The organism is Pseudomonas sp. HMSC057H01 (genome assembly GCF_001836405.1).
GTDB lineage: Bacteria > Pseudomonadota > Gammaproteobacteria > Pseudomonadales > Pseudomonadaceae > Pseudomonas > Pseudomonas aeruginosa.
Genome location: NZ_KV828512.1, coordinates 193,504 through 213,062, shown reverse-complemented (window position 1 = coordinate 213,062; position 19,559 = coordinate 193,504). Strand labels below are relative to the sequence as shown.

General features: G+C 69.3%; 16 protein-coding genes and 1 pseudogene. 6 read left to right on the top strand and 11 right to left on the bottom strand.

The annotated features are described in order from the left end of the window. Positions 1–503, top strand: a pseudogene (locus HMPREF2581_RS33660) (IS3 family transposase); the annotation flags it as partial. Between the two features lie 44 nt (positions 504–547). Here the strand turns inward: HMPREF2581_RS33660 and HMPREF2581_RS25705 are convergent. The 8 genes from HMPREF2581_RS25705 to HMPREF2581_RS25670 all read right to left on the bottom strand — a co-directional run bounded on the left by HMPREF2581_RS25705 (position 548) and on the right by HMPREF2581_RS25670 (position 12,633). After that, a complete protein-coding gene (locus HMPREF2581_RS25705) occupies positions 548–1,897 on the bottom strand; it encodes a coiled-coil domain-containing protein (protein WP_003138852.1) in 1,350 nt (449 codons plus the stop codon). Continuing rightward, positions 1,894–8,190, bottom strand: coding sequence for an AAA domain-containing protein (locus HMPREF2581_RS25700; protein WP_003138853.1), 6,297 nt, complete (start codon positions 8,188–8,190; stop codon positions 1,894–1,896). The genes HMPREF2581_RS25705 and HMPREF2581_RS25700 overlap by 4 nt, the downstream gene beginning before the upstream one ends. Before the next feature lie 14 nt (positions 8,191–8,204). Then, positions 8,205–8,843: a 4Fe-4S single cluster domain-containing protein gene (locus HMPREF2581_RS25695; protein ID WP_003138856.1), complete on the bottom strand. Its 639-nt coding sequence runs from the start codon at positions 8,841–8,843 to the stop codon at positions 8,205–8,207. A gap of 1 nt (position 8,844) precedes the next feature. Continuing rightward, positions 8,845–10,728, bottom strand: coding sequence for an AAA family ATPase (locus HMPREF2581_RS25690; protein ID WP_003138858.1), 1,884 nt, complete (start codon positions 10,726–10,728; stop codon positions 8,845–8,847). Positions 10,729–10,804: 76 nt separating this feature from the next. Next, entirely contained in the window at positions 10,805–11,347 is a 543-nt protein-coding gene (locus HMPREF2581_RS25685) for a hypothetical protein (RefSeq protein ID WP_003138859.1), read from the bottom strand. A 74-nt stretch (positions 11,348–11,421) separates the two neighbouring features. Further along, on the bottom strand, positions 11,422–11,700 hold the full coding sequence (locus HMPREF2581_RS25680; RefSeq protein ID WP_003090604.1) for a hypothetical protein: 279 nt from the start codon (positions 11,698–11,700) through the stop codon (positions 11,422–11,424). A 29-nt stretch (positions 11,701–11,729) separates the two neighbouring features. Next, a complete protein-coding gene (locus tag HMPREF2581_RS25675; RefSeq protein WP_003090602.1) occupies positions 11,730–12,122 on the bottom strand; it encodes a GFA family protein in 393 nt (130 codons plus the stop codon). 31 nt (positions 12,123–12,153) lie between these two features. Continuing rightward, a complete protein-coding gene (locus HMPREF2581_RS25670) occupies positions 12,154–12,633 on the bottom strand; it encodes a VOC family protein (protein ID WP_003090600.1) in 480 nt (159 codons plus the stop codon). 168 nt (positions 12,634–12,801) lie between these two features. Here HMPREF2581_RS25670 and HMPREF2581_RS25665 point away from each other — a divergent pair, with 168 nt between their 5' ends. The 3 genes from HMPREF2581_RS25665 to HMPREF2581_RS25655 all read left to right on the top strand — a co-directional run bounded on the left by HMPREF2581_RS25665 (position 12,802) and on the right by HMPREF2581_RS25655 (position 15,346). Then, on the top strand, positions 12,802–13,341 hold the full coding sequence (locus HMPREF2581_RS25665) for a sigma-70 family RNA polymerase sigma factor (RefSeq protein ID WP_003131039.1): 540 nt from the start codon (positions 12,802–12,804) through the stop codon (positions 13,339–13,341). A gap of 2 nt (positions 13,342–13,343) precedes the next feature. Further along, entirely contained in the window at positions 13,344–14,279 is a 936-nt protein-coding gene (locus HMPREF2581_RS25660) for a FecR domain-containing protein (protein ID WP_016254227.1), read from the top strand. Positions 14,280–14,707: 428 nt separating this feature from the next. Next, positions 14,708–15,346: a DUF6348 family protein gene (locus HMPREF2581_RS25655; RefSeq protein WP_003138862.1), complete on the top strand. Its 639-nt coding sequence runs from the start codon at positions 14,708–14,710 to the stop codon at positions 15,344–15,346. 159 nt (positions 15,347–15,505) lie between these two features. On the opposite strand, the gene HMPREF2581_RS25650 is transcribed toward HMPREF2581_RS25655, so the two are convergent. Then, positions 15,506–16,192 (bottom strand): type 1 glutamine amidotransferase domain-containing protein, encoded by a 687-nt coding sequence (locus tag HMPREF2581_RS25650; protein ID WP_003138864.1) that lies wholly within the window; start codon positions 16,190–16,192, stop codon positions 15,506–15,508. Between the two features lie 99 nt (positions 16,193–16,291). Then, entirely contained in the window at positions 16,292–16,780 is a 489-nt protein-coding gene (locus HMPREF2581_RS25645) for a MerR family transcriptional regulator (RefSeq protein WP_003090587.1), read from the bottom strand. 232 nt (positions 16,781–17,012) lie between these two features. On the opposite strand from HMPREF2581_RS25645, the gene HMPREF2581_RS25640 reads away from it, so the two are divergent. Further along, complete coding sequence (locus HMPREF2581_RS25640) at positions 17,013–17,843, top strand: alpha/beta fold hydrolase (RefSeq protein WP_003116692.1); 831 nt, start codon at positions 17,013–17,015, stop codon at positions 17,841–17,843. A 126-nt stretch (positions 17,844–17,969) separates the two neighbouring features. Further along, positions 17,970–19,205 carry an NADH:flavin oxidoreductase/NADH oxidase family protein gene (locus HMPREF2581_RS25635; protein ID WP_003138867.1) on the top strand — a complete coding sequence of 412 codons (1,236 nt, stop codon included), beginning with the start codon at positions 17,970–17,972 and terminating at the stop codon, positions 19,203–19,205. 14 nt (positions 19,206–19,219) lie between these two features. Here the strand turns inward: HMPREF2581_RS25635 and fdxA are convergent, their stop codons facing one another. Then, positions 19,220–19,558, bottom strand: coding sequence for a ferredoxin FdxA (gene fdxA / locus HMPREF2581_RS25630; RefSeq protein WP_003090580.1), 339 nt, complete (start codon positions 19,556–19,558; stop codon positions 19,220–19,222). Between the last annotated feature and the right edge of the window lies 1 nt (position 19,559).

Sequence of the window (19,559 nt, the reverse complement as noted above, 5' to 3'; positions counted from 1 at the left end):
CGCGGTCTTGCTACTACGTCCACCGTCTTCGACGTCGTCGGGTCGATGCGCGCCGCGTGGCGCTACGCAGCCAGCTCAACCAGTTGTTCTACCAGAGTCGGGGCTCGGCTGGCAGTCGCAGCATCCTGGGCATGCTGCGCGAAGAGGGCGTGACCATTGGCCGTTTCCGAGTGCGTCGGTTGATGCGTGAGCTGGGCTTGGTCAGCAAGCAACCGGGCTCGCACGCCTATAGACAGGCCATGTTGAGCGGCCGGATATCCCAAATCGGCTGAACCGCGAGTTCGCGACCGAGCATCCCAATCAGGTGTGGAGTGGCGACATCACCTACATCTGGGCGCAAGGCCGCTGGCATTACCTGGCGGCGATGCTGGATCTGCAGACACGGCGGGTGATCGGCTGGGCGTTCTCGATCAAGCCGGATGCCGAGCTGGTGATCAAGGCCCTGGACAATGGCCTACGAACAGCGCGGCAAGCCACAGCAGGTGCTGTTCCATTCGGATCAGGACTGCCCGGATCGAATGCCTCGCCGAGGCGCCAGCCGGCCCCTTCACAACCCCCTCTGCCGCGCCACCCCCATCTCCCGCTGCTCCTCCTCGCCAATCTCCTTCAACGCCACTTCTCCCACTCCCAGCGCGCGTTCCACGCTGAGTTCGCCGCCCTGGGCGGCGAGCAGGGCCTGGAGGCGTTGGAATTCGCCGCACCAGAGGGTTTCGATGTCGCGGTCGCGCTGGCTGTCGCGGTTGGCGTTGAGGGCGACGGCGCGTAGTTGCAGGCGGCCGTTGACGGCCTTGCCGCCGACTTCCAGGCCGTAGCCGGGGGTGGCGGGTTTGCGCAGGACGACCCTGCCGGTCTGCGCCCAGGCGGTGGCCATGCCTTCGCGGACTTCGTAGCCGAGGCTGGCGAGGCCCTGGAGCACGGCCTGGCGGCGGGCGAGGGCGGCCTGTTGCTGGAGGTGGGCGGTGAGGATGGCGTTGCATCGTTCGGTGAGTTCGGCGAGTTGCTGCGGATCGCTGTCGGGCTGGCAGGCGGCGGCGCGCTGGAGCAGTTCGGCGTGTTCGGCGGCGCCCAGGGCGGCGACTTCGCTGGCGAGGTCTTGCAGGTGTTCCAGGCGCTGGCGTTGCTGCTGGTGTTCGCGGGCGGCCTGGGCGAGGTCGAGAACCAGGCTGTCGAGCAGCAGGTTGCGGCGCTCCGGGCGCTGTTCGGCTTCGGCGCGGGCCAGTCGCTCGAGGAACGCTTGGGCGCTGGCCTCGCCTTGCAGCAGTTGCAGTTCGGCGATGTGCCGGTCGATGCGCGCCAGGCGCTGTTCGCGCGGGGCGTCCTGTTGCTGGCGGGCGCGCCACTGTTCCAGGGTGATGGGCGTTTCGTCGGTCTTCAGGCGCTGGGCGAGTTCGTGCTGGGCTGCGCTGAGGCGTTCCTCGGCGGGGGCGCTGGCGAGGGCGGCGAAGCCTTGGGCGAGCAGGGCTTCCGCGTCGTCGCGGAGGGCGCCGTCGGCCAGCGCTTGCAGGGTTTGCCGGAGTGCCGCGCTGGCGGCATCGGGCCTGGCGTCGAGGGCCTGGAGCAGGGCGCTGGCGTTTTCCTGGAGGCGGCGGTGTCGCTGGCGCGTTTCCGCAGCCTGGCGAATGGCGCGCTCTTCGCGTTCGGCGAGGTCGCGCTTGAGGAATTCGCTTTCGATCTTCACCTGCAATTGCACATCCAGCCAGCGTTCCTCTTCGAGCAGGGCGTGCAGGCTGGCGCGGCGGGCGTGGGCGGCGGCGCGCTCGGCGTCGCTGAGCTGGGCGAGCCGGCTGGCCTGGTTTTCCCAGCGCGCGAGGGCCTTGTCCAGGCGTTGCAGGTCGCGCTCGCAGGTGGCGATGGCTTCTTCCCGGGTGACGATTCGTACGACTTTCGGTCCGCTCATTGGGAGGCCTCCGCTGCTGCCGTGGGATGGGTTTCCGCGCTGGGCGCCAGGGCCTTCTCGATGGCGGCGCGCAGCCGTGCGCGTTCGTTGTCGCCGTCGTGGTACCAGCCCTGGGAGGAAACCCGGTGGAGGTACGGGATCGCCCGCCGCAGCACCGAGGGGCGCCAGATTTCCCGGGCGCGGGCGCGTTCCAGCAGCGGGTGGCAGGGGGCGTCGCATTCGATGCCGATGGCGTAAAGGCCGGTGGCCGGGTTCTCGATGGCGAAGTCGAGGCCGAAGGCGTCGCCTTCGCTGGCGGGCGCGGCGGACCAGCCCAGCGAGCGGATATACTCGCCGACGATCTCGCTGAAGCCGTCGTGCCGCTGGTAGTGCTGGCGGCGCTGGTCGCTGCGGTCGGTTTGCAGGCGCTCGAGCAGCTGGCCGGTGCCGGCGAATTCGCCGGCGGACAGTGCGCGGGCGTATTCCAGGTAGCCTTGCAGGTAGTCGCGCGGGCTGCTCGGCGAGCGCTGGGTGCCGAGCATGTCGGAGATGTCGCCGATCGGCATCGAGGTGATCATCACCACCTTGCGCCGCGCGCGGGTCACCGCCACGTTGAGGCGGCGCTCGCCGCCGGTCTGCCCGAGCACGCCGAAGTTGCGCCGGAAGCTGCCCTGGCCGTTGCGGCCGAAGGTGGAGGAGAAGACGATCACGTCGCGCTCGTCGCCCTGCACGTTCTCCACGTTCTTCACGAACACGCCCATGTCCTCGCCGTCTTCGCTGCGCTCGCGCTCCTCGCTGTAGGCGGCGCGGAACGTCTCGTCCTGCTCGGCGCGCAGTTCCAGGCGCTCCTCGATGAGGTCGGCCTGCTTGCGGTTGAAGGTGACCACGCCCACCGACGGCCGCGCCGCGTAGGGTTGGCGCCAGAGTTCGGCGAGGTAGTCGACGACTCGCTCGGCCTCGCGCTCGTTGCTCTGGTTCTGGTACAGGCCGTTCACCTGGATCAGTTCCAGCGGCTTGATGCGCAGGATGTTGGCCTGCGGATGGCGTACCGGCACGCTCAGGCGGTTGCCGTAGAACGAGGCGTTGGAGAAGCCGATCAGCTCGCGGTAGGCCGAGCGGTAGTGGATCTGCAGGGTGGTGCTGGGCAGGGCGTTGCGCGCCAGTTGCAGGAGGTCCGGGCAGTCCTTGATCTCGCGGCGGTTCCAGGTGTCCTCGTAGGCTTCGCGCTGCTCCTCGTCGGCGTCCTCGTCGGGCGCTTCGCCGTCGAAAAGTTCGGCCTCGTCGCTTTCCACGCGGCTGGAGAAGAACGCGGTCGGCGGCATCTGCTTCTCGTCGCCGCTGACCACCGTGACCCGCCCGCGATAGAGGGTCGGCAGGGCGAACTCCACCGGCATCTGCGAGGCTTCGTCGTAGATCACCATGTCGAACAGCCCGGCCTTGAGCGGCAGCACGCGGCTGGCCAGGTCGGGGTTCATCAGCCAGACCGGGCGCAGGCTCATCAGGCCGAGTTCGGCGCCCAGCTCGATGAACTCGCGCAGGCGCCGCGAGCGCTTGCCGGTCAGGCGGGTGACGTCTTCCCATTGCTTGCGGCTGCCCAGGCGCGCGGCGTCGATGCCCTTGCCGAGCAGTTCGCGGTTCAGCGCGCGCATCTGCACATCGGCTTCGGCGAGGCTGGCGACCCTGGCCCTGGCTTCGTCCTGGCTGAACAGCAGTTCCGGATTGTCTTGTTCCAGGCGCTGCTTCCAGCCCAGCCGCGCTTCGCGATTGAGCATGCGGCGCACCGTGGCTTCGAGTGCTTCGGCGGGAATCGCGTCGAGTCGTTCCTGGCGCTGGCGCAGCAGGGCCAGGAATTCCAGCTCGGCGGCTTCGAGCTGGCCGGCGCGGCCACGGAAGCGCTGGTAGGCGACCAGTTGCGGTAGCGCCTCGCGCAGGCGGCCGAGGGCCGGCAGGTTGCTCTGGTTGCCGGCGATGGCGCGGTGCAGCTGTTCCAGCAGTTCGTCGCCGAGCCAGTCGGCGAGCACCTTCAGTTTGTCCAGGCTGAGCTGGCGTGCGGCCTGGCGGATCAGCGCGGCGTCGAGGTCGCCGAGCAGTGCTTCGAAGCGCTGTTTCTCGCCGGTGAGGATCACCGCGTCGAGCTGCTCGGCGCGCGGCGCTTGGGCCAGGCCACGAGCCAGGGTCTGGATCTCGCGCAGCTGCTGGCTGGCGTGGCCGGCCAGGCCGGTCAGTTCCGGACCGGCATCGGTGGCGACTGTCGCCAGCCCCAGGCTCTGTTGCAGCGCCGCCAGTTGCCGGCGCAGCGGCCGCCACTGGCGCTCCAGGTCGCAGGCGCCGAGGAGGGCGGCCAGGCGGCTGTCGTCGTCGGCCTCGCCGTGCTCGCGCAGGAAGCGCCGCAGGCGGCCGCGCCGCAGCAGGCGCAGCGGGTTGAGCCGAGCCAGCCAGGTGCGTGCCTCGAGCACCTGGCGGGCGTGGGCCTGGAAGCGTTCGAGGTTGTTCTCTTCGAGCATGGCGAGGGCCGGCGACAGCAGCGGCGCATGCCGTTCGAGGTCGAGCTGGCGCAGTTGCCGTTCGATCTGCTCGGCCTCCGCCAACAGGCCGTCGCCACGGCTCGGCTGCCCTGGCGTGGCGTCGCGGAACAGCGGCAGCCAGTGGGCCAGGCGCTGGCGCTGCTCCTCGCGCAAATTCAGCAGGGTACCGACCTGGCTTGCCAGCCAGGCGCGGTAGGGCGTCGGGTCGTCGACCTCGAAGCTCGCCGGGTGTTCGTCGAGGGCTTTCTGCCGGGCGTTCTCCGCTTCGCCGAAGGCGCGCAGGCTGTCGGCGAAGGCTTGCAGGGTGGCCTGATCGGTGGCGAAGGCGCGCAGTTGCGCCAGCGGGCTGCCTTCGTAGCGGGCCGGTAGCCAGAGGCGGACCAGCGGCGCGCAGTTTTCCTCCAGGCGCGCCAGGCTGCCGATGTCCAGCGCCGCCAGGCGCTGGCGCAGGGCCGGGAAGTCCAGCGGCGGCGAGCCTTTCTCCAGCTCGATCAGTTCGCCGAGCAGGCGCCGGTAGCTCAGCCCGGTGGCCTCGTCCACGCGGTGCAGGCTCTGGTGGTAGCGGTCCAGTTCGCCTTCCAGCGCCTCGATACGCGCCGCCAGGCGCTCGCGCTGGCGCTCCCAGCCCTGGGCGCCGCCGGCGTCGGCGAACAGCGCTTCGAGCTGCTCGCGGATGTTGCGGATCACCGGTTCGCGGTCGCGGTTGACGTCGTTGAGCATGACGATGCGCTGGCCCAGGCCCTCGGCCACCAGGCGCTTGTGCACCACTTCCAGGGCGGCGTGCTTCTGGCAGACGATCAGCAGGCTGCGCTGGCGGCCGATGGCGTCGGCGACCATGTTGACGATGGTCTGGCTCTTGCCGGTGCCGGGCGGGCCCTCCACCAGCAGCCCCGGGCTCTGCCGGGCCTGCAGCACGGCGGCCTCCTGGGACGGGTCGCTGGCCACGGTGAAGTAGCGCTGCAACTCCGGCGGGCTCTCGCGGGCTTCCGGCTCGTCGTTCTCGCGCAGGCGCAGCGCGGTCTCCAGGCCGGTGCCGGAGGGCGGCAGGCTCTTCAGCTGGCGCAGGTCCTCGCCGATCGCCTGGCCCATGAAGGTGACGTGGAACAGCACCGCGGCGCAGGCCAGTTGGTCCTGGTAGGGCGTGACCTCGGTGGAACTCGGCGGCAATCCTTCCAGCACCCGCGCACGCGGGGTGGCGAGCAGGCCGAAGGCATCCATCACGTCGGCGGCGCGCAGCGCGGAGCGGCCGAGCAATTCGTCGGCGACCTTGCGCCAGCGCTTGCACGGCTCGGGGCCGAGCAGGCTTTCCAGGGCCGGGTTGAGGCGCACTTCCTCGCGTTCGCCGTCGAAGGCCAGCGCCACCTGGCCGCGGCTGCCGACTTCCAGTTGCAGCTTCAGCGGCCACAGTAGCAGCGGCACGATGCGCGTGCGGGTGGTGCCGCGCGGGTCGCGGTTGAGCAGGAAGGGGAAGCCCAGGTAGAGGCCGTCGATGCCGGTGTCGCGCTTGTACAGCGAGCTTTGCCGGGACAGCGCGTTGAGCCGCACTTCCAGTTGCGGGTTGGCGAGGAAGCTGTCCGGGTCGAGGCTCACCGCGCGGGCGTTGCGTTGCAGCAGGTGGTCGAGCAGAGCGGCGGCGGGGCGTCGCGCGCTATCCAGTTCGTTGAGGTCGATGCGTGGAGTGCTCTTGCCGATGCTCATGCGCACCAGCGGCCCGCGCATCACTGCGGCGACCACTTTCTTCTCGAAGAAATCGAGGATCTGCGACACGTACTGCTGCTTCTGCGGTTCCAGCCACTGTTCCGGCGGGATCGCCAGCAGCACCAGGACCCTCGCCAACGGCATGCGCCGCTCCAGGCGGAACTGCTCGGCCCATTCGTCGACCCTGGGCACGCCGCTGCGGGCGAAGCCGCTGATGCGTTCGTCGACGCGGCGGTACAACTCCTGCCGCGAGTGCTGCAACAGGCCGCGCGCGGTCTCCGCGTCGAACAGGTGCACATCGGCGTCGCGGGCCAGGCCGGTGGCTTCCTCGACGATCGCCTCGGCGGCACGGAACTGGCCGATGTTGGCGCTGAGCAGGACGATCAGGTCTTCCTCGGCGATCACCCGGCGCTCGGCCAGGGCCAGCAGGCCGGGGTGCTCGGTGTCCGGCAGGAGGCGCTGGCGCTCCTGCCACTGCGCGGCGAGGCGCGCCCGCGAGGTCGACAGCAGGTAGATGCGCAACTGTTCTTCTGCGAGTTCGATGTGCTGGTGCAGGGCACGCTGGCGGACGTTCTCGGCGCGGGTCTTGAGCCGCGACAGCCAGCTTTCGGTGTGCAACTGTTCGAGCAGGTCGGGCACCGAGCCGCTGATCAGCCGGTGGCCCTCCAGCGGATGCTCCAGCAGCCAGCCGGGGGTGACGATCTCGCCGCGCTGGATCAGCGGGATTTCCGGGTTCAGCAGCTTGAGCGCCAGCATCAGCCGGAAGTCGTCCTCCAGCCCCTCGTGCTGGGCCACCTGGCGCAGGCCGGCGAGCAGCCTGGGCGACAGGCCGATGTGCTCGGCCCAGGTGACGATCGCCCCGCGCAGCAGGTGGTCGAGGGCCTCCGCCCAGTGCTCGGCCTGGGCCGCGGCCAGGGCGAAGACCGTCGGCTTGCGGAAGCGCCGGGCGCCGAGGGCGATGCTGGCGCCTTCGGCGTCGTCCTTTTCGCTGTCCGCCGAGGCCGGCGCGTCCACCGCCTCGCCGTTCAGCCAGGCCTGTACCTGCGGCCACTGCCAGCGCTGGTGGCGGTCGCGTGCAAGCAGGCCGCGCAGCAGCAGGTGCAACTGCGGGTCGAGGTCGTCGGGCAGCGCCACGCCGTTGGCCAGTACGTGGATCAGGAAGGCGTTGGCGTTGACCCCTTCGAAGCAGGCGCCGCGGGTCAACTGCTCCAGCAGGATCATGCCCAGGCTCCACCAGTCGGAAGCCGCCGCCACGCCGCCGGCGATCGCCTCGGGGGCCATGTAGCGGCTGGTCTCCAGCGGCGAGACGATATCCAGGTCGAACTCCGACAGGCGGGCCGAGCCGAAGCCGCTGATCACCAGGTCCAGTGGCTCGTGGCTGCGCACCAGCAGGCTGGCCGGGCGCAGGTCGCGGTGGCGCAGGCCGGCTTCGTTGAACACGTGCAGGGCGTGGCCCAGCTCGCGGACCACGTGGCGCACCGCCTCGCGGTCCTCCAGCACGGTGCCGAGCTCGGCGAGGCTGCCGCCGGTGAGTTCCTCGACCACTTCGTAGGCGCGCTCGTCCCAGCGGCCGCTGGCGAGGATTTCCGGCACGTGTTCGCGCGGCAGGCGGCGGATCACGTCGTAGATCGCCGGGTCCGGCTCGGCGCCCGGGCGATACAGGGTGAGCACCGCCTGACGGGCCCTTTCCGCATGTTCGGCCAGGTAGCGCTCGCGCACGCCGTCGCTGCTGACGATCTGCCGCAGCAGGCGCCAGCCGTCGATCAGGGTTTCCGTGACGGCGGGCTGCGGCGTGGCCTCGGCCTGCATCGGCAGCGGGCCTTCGGCCGGCGCGGCGCCGCACTCCAGGCACATCAGGTCGCCGGGTTGCAGCGGGTGGCCGTTGGCGCAGAGCGGGGCGGACGCCGCTGGCGGCTCGCTGGCGGGTGGCGCGATGGCTTCCTGGGTCAGCACCGGTTGCGGTCGCCAGCCGGCGGGATGGATGGCTTCGGCGGAAAGGTCCCAGCCGCAGGGCTGGCCCTGGATCGAGCCTTCGCAGAAAATTTCCGAAAGCGAGCGTTCGCTCTGGCAGTTGGGGCAGAAACGTATCATCGGTATCGATCCATTCAGCGCGGCCGATGGGCGCTGACGCTAAGTTGGTGGCCCTGGTCGCGCAGCAGGTCCTGTAGCCGCAGCAGGTCGTCGCGGCGCGGGATGCCGGCCATCCACACGCTGCCGTCGTGGTCGAACATCAGGTCGAGGGCCTTGTCGTCTTCGCGCAGTGGCCGCTGGTAGCCGCCGAGGCGCGCGCGGCCGAGTTCGGTGAGCAGGCTCAGGCGCTGGTTGTCGCTGCCGCGCAGGGCCAGGCTCTGTTCGGCGTGCTGTTGGTAGGGGTCGCTGATCAGCGCGTCGATCAGCCCGGCGGCCTGTTCCAGTTGCACGTGCAGATGCTCCAGCGGGTAGCCGCTGTAGACCAGGATGTCGGCGCGGCTGCGCTGGCGCAGTTCGCCGAGCAGGGCGAGGAGGGCAGCGAACTGCTCGAAGGGTTCGCCGCCGGAGACGGTGATGCCCTCGGCCTGCTCCAGCCATGGCTGGATGTCGGCGAGCAGGCGTGCCAGGGCGATGCGCTGCCGTCCCGGCCCCCAGGTATCGGCGGAGATGCAGCCGGGGCAGCGGATGCTACAGCCCTGGAACCAGATGCCCAGGCGCCGTCCCGGGCCCAGGGTGGTCACCGGGAAATGCACCCGCGACAGGCTCAGTTCCATCTCAGCGGCGTTCCAGGGTCAGGCCGTCGGCGTCCAGGGCGCTGATCAGGAAGCGCTCGCCCGGCTGCGCGTCCTGGTCGAACAGTGCTCGCGACAACGGGTTGAGCAGGCGCGCTTCGAGCTGGTTGCGGATGCCGCGGCCGCCGTTGGACAGGTCGCCCAGGCAGAGGTCGTGCAGCGCCTGGCGCGGCGCTTCGGCCAGCTCGATGACGAGGCGCTGCTCGCGGAGGTCAGCGAAGGTGCCGTCGACCATCTGGGTGAAGATCTGCTCGGCGACGTCGGCGCGGATGAAGTCGAAGACGATGATGTTCTCGCCGATCCGGTTGAGGATTTCCGGGCGGTTGAGAACCAGCTTGAAGTAGCGCTCGATCTCGCCGTGGACCTTGCCCTGCACCGCCTCGAAGGATTCGCCGGGGAGCACGTTGGCGACCCGTTCGCCGTTCTCCCCCTGGCGGTAGATGCCCAGGTTCGAGGTGAACACGATCAGCGCCTCGGAGAAGTACACGCGATCGCCGCGCCCGGAGGTGAGCACGCCGTCGTCGAGGATCTGCAGGAACTTGTCGAGGATCCGGGGGTGGGCTTTCTCGATCTCGTCGAAGAGCACCACGCTGAAGGGTTTTTCGCGGATCGCGTTGGTCAGTTCGCCGCCGACGTCGTAGCCGACGTAGCCGGGCGGCGCGCCGATCAGGCGCTGGTCGGCATGCTCGGCGCTGAACTCGGACATGTCGAAGCGGATGTAGGCGCTCTCGTCGCCGAACAGCAGGCTGGTGACGGTCTTCGCCAGCTCGGTCTTGCCGACCCCGGTGGGCCCGGCGAGGAAGGCCACGCCGCGCGGGCGGTTGCCCTTGCGGCTGGCGCCGACCCCGGTCATCGCGCGCTTGACGATGTCCAGCATGTGGGTCACCGCGTGCTGCTGGCCCTTGACCCGGCGGCGGACGATCTCGTCGGCCTGGCGGATGCGCTGGCGGTCGATCTTCAGCCAGGGGTCTTCGGTGACGCCGACCTTGTAGCGGCGCACGGCGTCGGCGATGCGTTCCATGGCCAGGCCTTCCACGCGCGCCAGTTGGACGATGGCGTTGAGATCGAGGAGCAGCAGGCCTTCGGTGTTCTCGACGAAGGTTGCGGCGGCCTGTTGCAGGGCCTCCTCGGCGACGCCCGCGCCGCCGAGCCCGCGGAGCAGCGCCGGGGCCAGGGCCCGGCGCGCCGGCTGGTCGGGCTTCGACACCGGGATATGGCGCAGGCGCGGGTTGTCCACCAGCAGCCAGTCGGGCAGGTCGCCTTCCTTTTCCACCACCCACAGCACGCTGTTGAAGAACGGTTTGCGCTGTTCCCCGGCGGGACGGCTGCGGGCCTGGTGGGAGAGCACCAGGGCCTGGGTGAACAACTGATGCTCGGCGGCGCTCAGGGCGTCGTTGCGCACCGCCAGGCGCGAGGCGAAGTCGACGATCAGGGCGATCGGCTCGCCGCTACGGTTGACCAGGCGTTGCAGGGTTGCGCCGAGCAGGTCGGTGCCGGCCGGCGCGGCGCCGTCCACCGGGGTTAGGCCGAGGTCGAGAAGCACCTGCGGAGTGGCGCCCGCCTCGCTGCCCGGCCGGCCGAGCACGCGGAACCCGGCCAGCGGATCCCAGGCCAGCACCTGGGTGTAGCCGGCGTCCAGCAGGGCGTCGCAGAGGGTCTGGTTGAAGCTCTGCGCGGTGACCGTACCCGGCACCACTTCACAGGCTTGCAGGTCGCGGATGTTCCCGGAGAGGACGAATTGACTCTTGAGGGGCAGGAAGCGCAGGAGGTCGCGCAACCAGCGTGGCTTTTCGAACAGTGCAGTCCCTGGCATCGATAGTCGCTCACAGCGTGTGTCGTGGCCACAGCATATTGCCCCGAGGGCCATGTCTCCAACCCTGACCTCGCCGGAGGCGACGAAAACCGCTACGAGTTCCGGGTGCCAGGCTTGGCGGAGCGCCTGCTCAACCGTCGTAGCTCCGGCAGCCCCAGCGGAACGCCTGCGCCGCCGCCTCGATCCCGCGCCCGATCACCAGGCGCGGCGGGCTTTCGTCGAGGCCGGGACGCGGCGACAGCGGCCGGCTGTAGAGCACCTCCAGCTCGCCGAAACCATCCAGCGCGGCGCGTTCCGCCGGGTGCGGCGTCGCGCCCTGGCGCCGGGCGAAGTCTTCGAGGTCGCCCTCGGCGTAGGCCATCACCAGCACGCCGCTGTCGCCGCGTACCCGCACCGCGTTCACCAGGCTGCCGTCGATGCGCAGCGGGGTGGCGAAGCGGTAGAGCAGGTCGAGGGTCTCGCCGGGCGCGCGATCCAGCACTTCGACGCCCTCGGCGCGCAGGCGCTCGGCGGTTGCGCGGGCGCGGGCGTCGGGGAAGTCGCCGCGGCAGTGCAGGGCGTCGGCGAACAGCTCGGTCAGGTTCGGTGCTGGCGGGGCAGGGGACGTGCAGGCGGCCGGCAGGAGCAGCGCCAGGCCGGCGGCGAGACGGAGCAGGTAGGGGTGGGCGTTCATGTAGCCTTCCGTTGGCGGACAGTGCGGTGGGAGGAATTGCCAGCAGATGCTTCCGCGATACTGGCGGCCTGCGCTCAGAGCAGTACGGGCAGCGCGTCTTCGCCCAGCCCCGCTTCTCTCAGTCGCGCCCTGGCCCTGGCGGTCGCGCGCACGGCGTCGAGGTCGCAGCCGCGAGGAATATAGACCGGATCGAAGCCTTCGAGCACCAGGTAGGTGGAGGCCTGGCCGCGGGCATTCAGGTAGGCGTTGAAAGCCCGGTCGGCCGGGCGCAGAAAGACATCGCACCAGTACGGCAAGCGCTGGGCGAACAGCGCCTTGGCGATCTCCAGGTGCTCTTCGAACAGTTCGTCCATGCTGCCTCCCTTCTCCTGGCGGAATAACGTCACTCTTCGCTACGGCCGTCGCCTTCGCGATCCCTTTCATAGTGCCGTGCCAGCGGAAACGCCGGCAACCAGCCCTCGCGGCGGATGGTCCAGAGTTCGTAGGTGGGCTGGAACTGGTCGGGAGCGTCGAGGGCGCCGAGGCTGACCTCGATCTCGTCGGCGCTGCGCGAGAACACCGACGAGCCGCACTGCGGACAGAAGAAACGCCCGGCGTAGTCGCGGGTCTCGCCCTCGATGCTCACCGCCTCCTCGGGGAAGATCGCCGAAGCGTGGAACAACGCGCCGTGGTGCTTGCGGCAGTCGAGGCAGTGGCAGAGGCCGACCCGATAGGGCTGGCCGCTCGCCACCAGGCGGACCTTGCCGCAGAGGCAGCCGCCGGTGAATCGATCCATTTCGGTACTCCTCTGCAAGGCGTTGGGGCGCTCAGCCCTTGAAGGCCTTCTCTATGGTGGCGATATCGATCCTGCCCATCGTCATCATCGCCTCGAAGGCGCGCCTGGCCGCCGCGCGGTCGGGGCTGGCGATGGCTTCGCTGAGAACGCGCGGGGTGATCTGCCAGGAGATGCCCCATTTGTCGCGGCACCAGCCGCAGGCGCTTTCCTCGCCGCCATTGTCGACGATGGCGTTCCACAGGCGGTCGGTCTCGGCCTGGTCGTCGGTGGCGACCTGGAAGGAGAACGCTTCGCTGTGGCGGAAGGCCGGGCCGCCGTTGAGGCCGAGGCAGGGAATGCCCATCACCCGGAACTCCACCGTCAGCACGTCACCCTCCTTGCCGGAAGGGTAGTCGCCGGGCGCACGATGGACAGCCAGCACGGCGCTGTCAGGAAATGTCTCGGCGTAGAAGGTCGCGGCCTCCAGGGCGGCACTGTCGTACCAGAGGCAGATGGTGTTCTTGCTGATCATGGCTGGGTCTCCATGGGCGGGGGCGACCGTGGAAGTCTAGACCTGCGGGCGTTTCGAGCCGTGCTGGGCGCCGAACGGTGGCGCTGCCGGGCGATCGCATGCGCAGTTGCAGTTCCGCTTCGGGCGTAAATAGAATGAGACTCATTATCATAAGTGTCGTGAACTGCCATGCTCCCTCCCGCCAGCCCCCATCCACCGCAAGAAGAACGGCCAGCGTGCCCGACGGCCTCGATAGGCAAACCCCGCGTCGAGCATGGAAGCCGGCTCCGGCAATGGCTTCGCCTGTGCCTGGGCAATGCCCAGGATGCCGCCGATTTCGCCCACGGCACCTTCGTGCGCGTGTTCGCCTCGCGTAGCGCCGAGGCCCTCCGCGAACCGCGCTGCTATCTGAGCGCGAGCGTCCGGGCGCTGATGAGCGACAGCTTCCGCCGCTGCGCCACCGAGCAGGCCTATCTGGACAGCCTGGCCGCGCGGCCGGAGCCGCTGGACATTCCAGCGCAAACGCGACTGTCGATCCTGGAGACCCTGACTGCCATCGACCTCGCCCTCGACGGCATGGGCGAGCGTACCCGCCAGGTGTTCCTCGCGGTACAGCTCGAAGGGCTTACCTACAGGTCGGCCGGCGAGCGCCTGGGCGTCTCGATGACCACCGTGGAGAACCACATGGTTCGCGCCATGACCCGCTGCCTGTTGCTCTGCAAGGACTGACCATGGAACTGGAGATCGAGGTGCTGGAGGCCGCCGCCACCTGGTACGTGCGCTTCGGCGCGGAACCGCCGAACGATGGCGAGCGCCAGGCCTGGCGCGAATGGCTGGAGGCCGACCCGCGACACCGTCGGGCCTGGGAGCGTATCGAGCGCTTGCAGGGCCAATGGGCGGCGCTGCCGGCGGAGACCTCCTTGCACACGCTGGCAGGCGTGCGTGCGCGGCGCCGAGCGCTGCTCAAGACGCTCGCCCTGCTGGCCTGCGCCGCGGGTAGCGGCTGGCTGGCGAGCGGCGGCCTGCCTTACCGTGCGCTCCTCGCCGGGGAGCGCACGGGCGTCGGCGAACGCCGCCAACTGCGCCTGGCGGACGGTACCCGGGTCGACCTGAGCAGCGCCACCGCGCTGGACCTGGCCTACGACGAAAGCCTGCGCCAGGCGTACCTGTGGCGGGGCGAGATCCTCGTGGAAAGCGCGCAGAGCGCTCGCCCGTTCCTCGTGCACACCGCACAAGGCAGCGTGCGCGCGCTGGGAACCCGTTTCAGCGTGCGTTGCGAGGGGCCGCGCACGCGCGTTTGCGTCCTCAGCCATGCAGTGGAGCTACGCCCGTTGCAAACGCCGACCCGGCCGATGCGCCTGCCAGCCGGCCAGCAGGCTCTCTTCGACGAGCGACGCGGCTACTCGTCGACGCCCTTGCGCGAAGGCGAAGGCAGTTGGACGCAGGGCGTGCTGACGGTGGTGGACTGGCCGCTGGGCGAGTTCATCGCCGAGCTGTCCCGCTATCGCACCGGGGTGTTGCGCTGCGCCGCCGAGGTGGCGGAGCTGCGCCTTTCCGGCGCCTACCGCCTGGACCGGATCGACGCGGTCCTGCAGAACCTGGGCAAGTCGCTGCCGGTGCGCGTGCGCTACCTGACGCGTTACTGGGTCACCGTCGAGTCGGTCTGAAGGACAGACGCAGAACAACGTCGCGGGCTTGCCGATGGTCATTCTTGTTCGGCCAACACATGAAGCAGCCGCGGACGTTGCCAAACAGAAAAATCTGATGTCGCATTCCCTTCCGGGTTCCTGCGCACTACGTCCGGCTCATCGTTACCGATGCGTTTCCCTGCCTATGCGCCCGAGTTCTCGGCCAGGGCCTGGGAGGGTGCTTCGGCCCGACCTGTCCCACGCCTGCGCCAGACCAGCCAGGTGGACGAGGCCCCGCTCGCAGCAGCGACGGCAGGAGGGCTCTTGGCTGTCGCTGCGCCAGCGTGGCGAAGCTGGCGGCGCCGAGGGTTCCGATCTGCGCTACCCTATGCCGCGTTTCGCCCGGCCTCGCCGGCCTCGCCGGGCAGCGCCTCGGCGGCGCGCCCTCGACCATGCAAGGACAACCCATGGAAGCGGTCTCCGTCTCGCAGCATCTGGCTGCTCTGTTCGAATCCCACCGGATCGACTGCGTCGTGCACGGCGAATGGGTGGCGCCAGCCGGGCGGCTACCGGCGATCCGCGCCACCTGGTATGCGGGGGAGAAGACCGGGCGGCTGGATGTCGACGTGCTGCTGGAGGACGAGCGCCAGTTGCAGGAAGCCTTCGCCGGCATCGGCAGCGGCGAGGACGGCTTGCAGGACGCGTTGCGTAACTTCGCCTCCAACTCTTTCCACGTGCTGCTTTCCGCGCTCTGGGGCCAGGCCGAGGAGGACCAGGTGATGGTGGAGACCTGGGAGATCGGCGAGCGGCGTTTCGAGGTGCATATCGGCAACCTCGGCCTGCGCGGCGCCGAAGGCAAGGCGCCGCCGCTGCCGGCCGGGCTGTTCCCGAGCATCGAGCGAGCGATCCGCACCGAGCCGCTGGACGCGCGCCTGCACTGGTTCCGGCATTTCTTCTGTGCCTTCGGCAACCAGCGCACGGTGGAGGCGCTGTTCGACAACCAGCCGTGGGAGGCCGGCATGCAGAACCTGGCTGCTCTCGACTGGCAGGATTCGCAGGGTTACTACAGCGTGCGCAACTTCCTCATGCTCAAGCCGCTGGCGTAGGCCGCCGCGTCGCCCTTCGACGAGTTCGACCCCTACCACACGACCAGCACTGCGACGATCCTGCGGCCCCTGGCCGACGGGACGATGCAGAATCGTTCTTCATCGGCAAGCGGCGCCATGACTTCCAGATGAGGCGCGCGCAGGACTGACACGCCGCGTTCAGCCGAGCAGGGCGGCCACCTGCTCGGCCGTGGCCTTGGCCGACTGCGGGTTCTGCCCGGTGACCAGGCGGTCGTCGACCACCACCTTGCTGGTGAACGGCAGCAGGCTTCTTTCGTAGAGCGCACCGCGTCGTTTCATTTCTTCCTCGACGTTGTACGGCACCTTGCGGGCGACCCCGGCGAGCACTTCCTCGATCCAGGAGTAGCCGGTGAGGCGGCGCCCGGCGACCAGCAGGCGGCCATCGTCCAGGCGTGTGTTGAGCAGGCCGCAATAGCCGTGGCAGACCGACGAGACGATGCCGCCGCGCTGGTAGATCTCGCGGGTCAGGCGCTGCAGCCCGGCGTCGTCGGGGAAGTCCCACATCACGCCGTGGCCGCCGGTGAAATAGATGGCGTCGAACGCCTCCGCGTCGACCTGCTCGGGAGCGGCAGTGTCGGCCAGCAGCGCCAGGCGTGCCTCGTCGGCCAGCCAGGCCTTGGCGCTGGCGTCGGCGTGGGGCCAGCCGAGGGCGCGCGGCTCCAGCGGCGACTCGCCGCCGCGGGGGCTGACCAGGCGTTGCTGGTAGCCCCGGGCGGCGAAGATCTCGTAGGCATGGGTCAACTCCGACAGCCACAGCCCGGTGGGCTGGGTCGGATCGGCATAGTGGGCGACGTTGGTGACGACGTGCAGGATGCGCTTGGTCATTGCGTTGACCTTCCTCGGTGAGTGATCCCGTCGGCAGCCGGTTTCGGCAGGCTGTCCGGGTGGGTTGGCGTCACTCTAAGATTCAAGTCGACTTCAAGGTCAAGCGTCGGAAAGCCGCTGCTCCGCCGGCGTGGGAGAGGACCCCCGCGAGCGGGTTTGCCGTGGACGCCCGACCGTCTGGGGAGGGCCTTCCTCGCGCAGGCGCTCCAGCACGCGCTGGGTGTTTTCCGTGCACTGCAGGCCGTCCGGCTTGTTCTCGATGCTTTCGATGGCCACCAGCAATTGTGCCTTGTTCTGTTCCAGGCGTCGTTGCAGGGCCTCGATCTCGGCCACCTTGCGGCGCAAGCCTTCGAGCAGCTCGCCGTGCTGCCAGGCGCCGTCGCCGCTCGGCAGCAGGCGAGCGATCTCCTCCAGGGAGAAGCCGGCGCCCTGGGCGCCGGTGACCAGCTCCAGGATCCACACGGTGTCTGCCGCATAGTCGCGGTAGCCGTTGGCCTTGCGCTGCGAGCGGATCAGGCCGCTGGCCTCGTAGAAGCGGATGCGCGATGTCGCCAGGCCGGTGAGCTTGGCCAGTTCGCCGATTTTCATGTCGCACCTCGAAACGCGTTGACCTTCAAGCCTACTTCAAGCCTAGGGTGGTTTCACGGCCGGGCGACGAACTCGCCTCCATCGACGGGTTCGCCAGGCCGCATGGGCGCTACCGCCGGTCGCGTTTTCCTCGTCCAGGCGGCGCAACGCAGGCGGCTTTCTACTCTACACAGGGGACGGCGGCCGCAGGGTGGCGCCGTTGCCTGCATCCACACCGATCGGGAGAAGCGACATGGGTTACGTGACAACGAAGGATGGCGTCGAACTCTTCTACAAGGACTGGGGGCCGCGCGACGCCCAGGTGATCTACTTCCATCATGGCTGGCCACTGAGTTCCGACGACTGGGATGCGCAGATGCTGTTCTTCCTCGCCGAGGGCTTTCGCGTAGTGGCCCACGACCGCCGTGGCCACGGTCGTTCCAGCCAGGTCTGGGACGGCCATGACATGGACCACTACGCCGACGACGTGGCGGCGGTGGTCGAGCGCCTCGGGGTGCGCGGGGCGATCCATGTCGGCCATTCCACCGGCGGCGGCGAGGTCGTCCACTACATCGCCCGCTATCCCGACGACCCGGTGCCGAAGGCGGCGATCATCAGCGCGGTACCGCCGCTGATGGTGAAGACCGAGGGCAATCCGGGCGGCCTGCCGAAGAGCGTCTTCGACGATCTCCAGGCGCAGCTCGCGGCCAATCGCGCGCAGTTCTACCAGGACATTCCCGCCGGCCCGTTCTATGGCTACAACCGTCCCGGGGCGCAGCCCTCGGAAGGGATCGTCCGCAACTGGTGGCGGCAGGGCATGATGGGCGGCGCCAAGGCCCACTACGATGGGATCGTGGCCTTTTCCCAGACCGACTTCAGCGATGACCTGAAGCGCATCGACATCCCGGTGCTGGTGATGCATGGCGACGACGACCAGATCGTGCCCTACGAGAATTCCGGCGTACTCTCGGCGAAGCTGTTGCGCAACGGCACGCTGAAGATCTATCCGGGGTTCCCGCACGGCATGCCGACCACCCAGGCCGAGGTGATCAACGCCGACCTGCTGGCCTTCATCCGCGGCTGAGCGCGCCGGGTGCCGGGGCGCGCTCCCGGCACCCGGTCGGGGCTCAGGCGGCGCGGAAAAAAAAGCGTTGACCTTGAAGTCGACTTCAATCTTATCGTCGGGCCACTGTCCTCATGAGGTAGGCCCATGAACCTGTTCGACACGCTGACGCTTCCCAACGGCTCGACCATTCCCAATCGCCTCGCCAAGGCCGCCATGGAGGAGAACATGGCCGATGCCGCGCAGGCCCCCTCCGAACGCCTGATGCGCCTCTACCAGGCCTGGGCCGACGGCGGCGCCGGGCTGCTGATCAGCGGTAACGTGATGGTCGACAGCCGTGCCATGACCGGCCCCGGCGGGGTGGTCCTGGAAGACGACGCGCAACTGGAGAAGTTCCGCCACTGGGCGCGCATCGGGCGTTCCGCCGGCGCGCAGTTCTGGTTGCAGATCAACCATCCCGGCCGGCAGATGCAGGCCAATCTCGGCCAGCAGGCCTGGGCGCCCTCGGCGGTGCCGCTGGAACTGGGCGGGATGTCCAGGCACTTCGCTACGCCGAAGGCGATGGACGAGGCGATGATCGCCGAGGTGATCCAGCGGTTCGCCCGCAGCGCCGTCCTGGCCGAGCGGGCCGGCTTCAGCGGGGTGGAGATCCATGCCGCCCACGGTTACCTGCTCAGCCAGTTCCTCTCGCCGCTGAGCAACCGCCGCAGCGACGCCTGGGGCGGCTCCCTGGAGAATCGCGCGCGCCTGCTGCTGGAGATCGTCCGGGCGGTGCGCGCCGAGGTTGCCCCTGGCTTCGCGGTGGCGGTGAAGCTGAATTCCGCCGATTTCCAGCGCGGCGGCTTCAGCGCCGACGATGCCCGCGAGGTGGTACGGATGCTCGATGGCCTGGGCATCGACCTGGTCGAGCTGTCGGGCGGCAGCTACGAGGCGCCGGCCATGCAGGGCGAAGCGCGCGACGGGCGGACCCTGGCCCGCGAGGCCTACTTCGTCGAGTTCGCCCGCGACATCCGCGCGGCGGCGCGGATGCCGGTAATGGTCACGGGCGGCATCCGCCGGCGGCCGGTGGCCGAGCAGGTGCTGGCCAGCGGGGTGGACATGGTCGGCATCGGCACGGCGCTGGCGATCGAGCCGAACCTGCCGCGCGACTGGCGCGCCGGCAAGGACTCGGCGCCGCAGTTGCGGCCGATAACTTGGAGGAACAAACCCCTGGCCTCGCTGGCGAACATGGCCGCGGTGAAGTTCCAGTTGCGCAAGCTGAGCCGGGGCAGGGCGACCAACCCACGGGTGTCGCCGCTGTGCGCGTTGCTCGCGCAGCAGGCCGGCGCGCTCCTGCAGACCCGCCGTTACCGGCGGCTCATGCGTTCGCGCGCCGAAGCCTGAGCACCGTCAGCGCCTCAGGCGCCGTTGCGGTCGAGTTCGGCCAGCTTGCCCGGCAGGCCGAACCAGGCGTCGTGGTCGTCGGGCGCCGGCTTCTTGCGGGTGATCTGCGTCCAGTTGGGATGCGCGGCGAGTTCGCCATTGAGGGCGATGAACTGCCGTTGCCCGAGCGGCACCTCGTCCTCGGCGCGAATCGCGGCGACCGGGCATTCCGGCTCGCAGAGCGCGCAGTCGATGCATTCATCGGGGTGGATGACGAGGAAGTTGGGGCCTTCGTAGAAGCAGTCCACGGGACAGACTTCCACGCAGTCGGTGTGTTTGCAGCGGATGCATTCTTCCAGCACGACGAAGGTCATG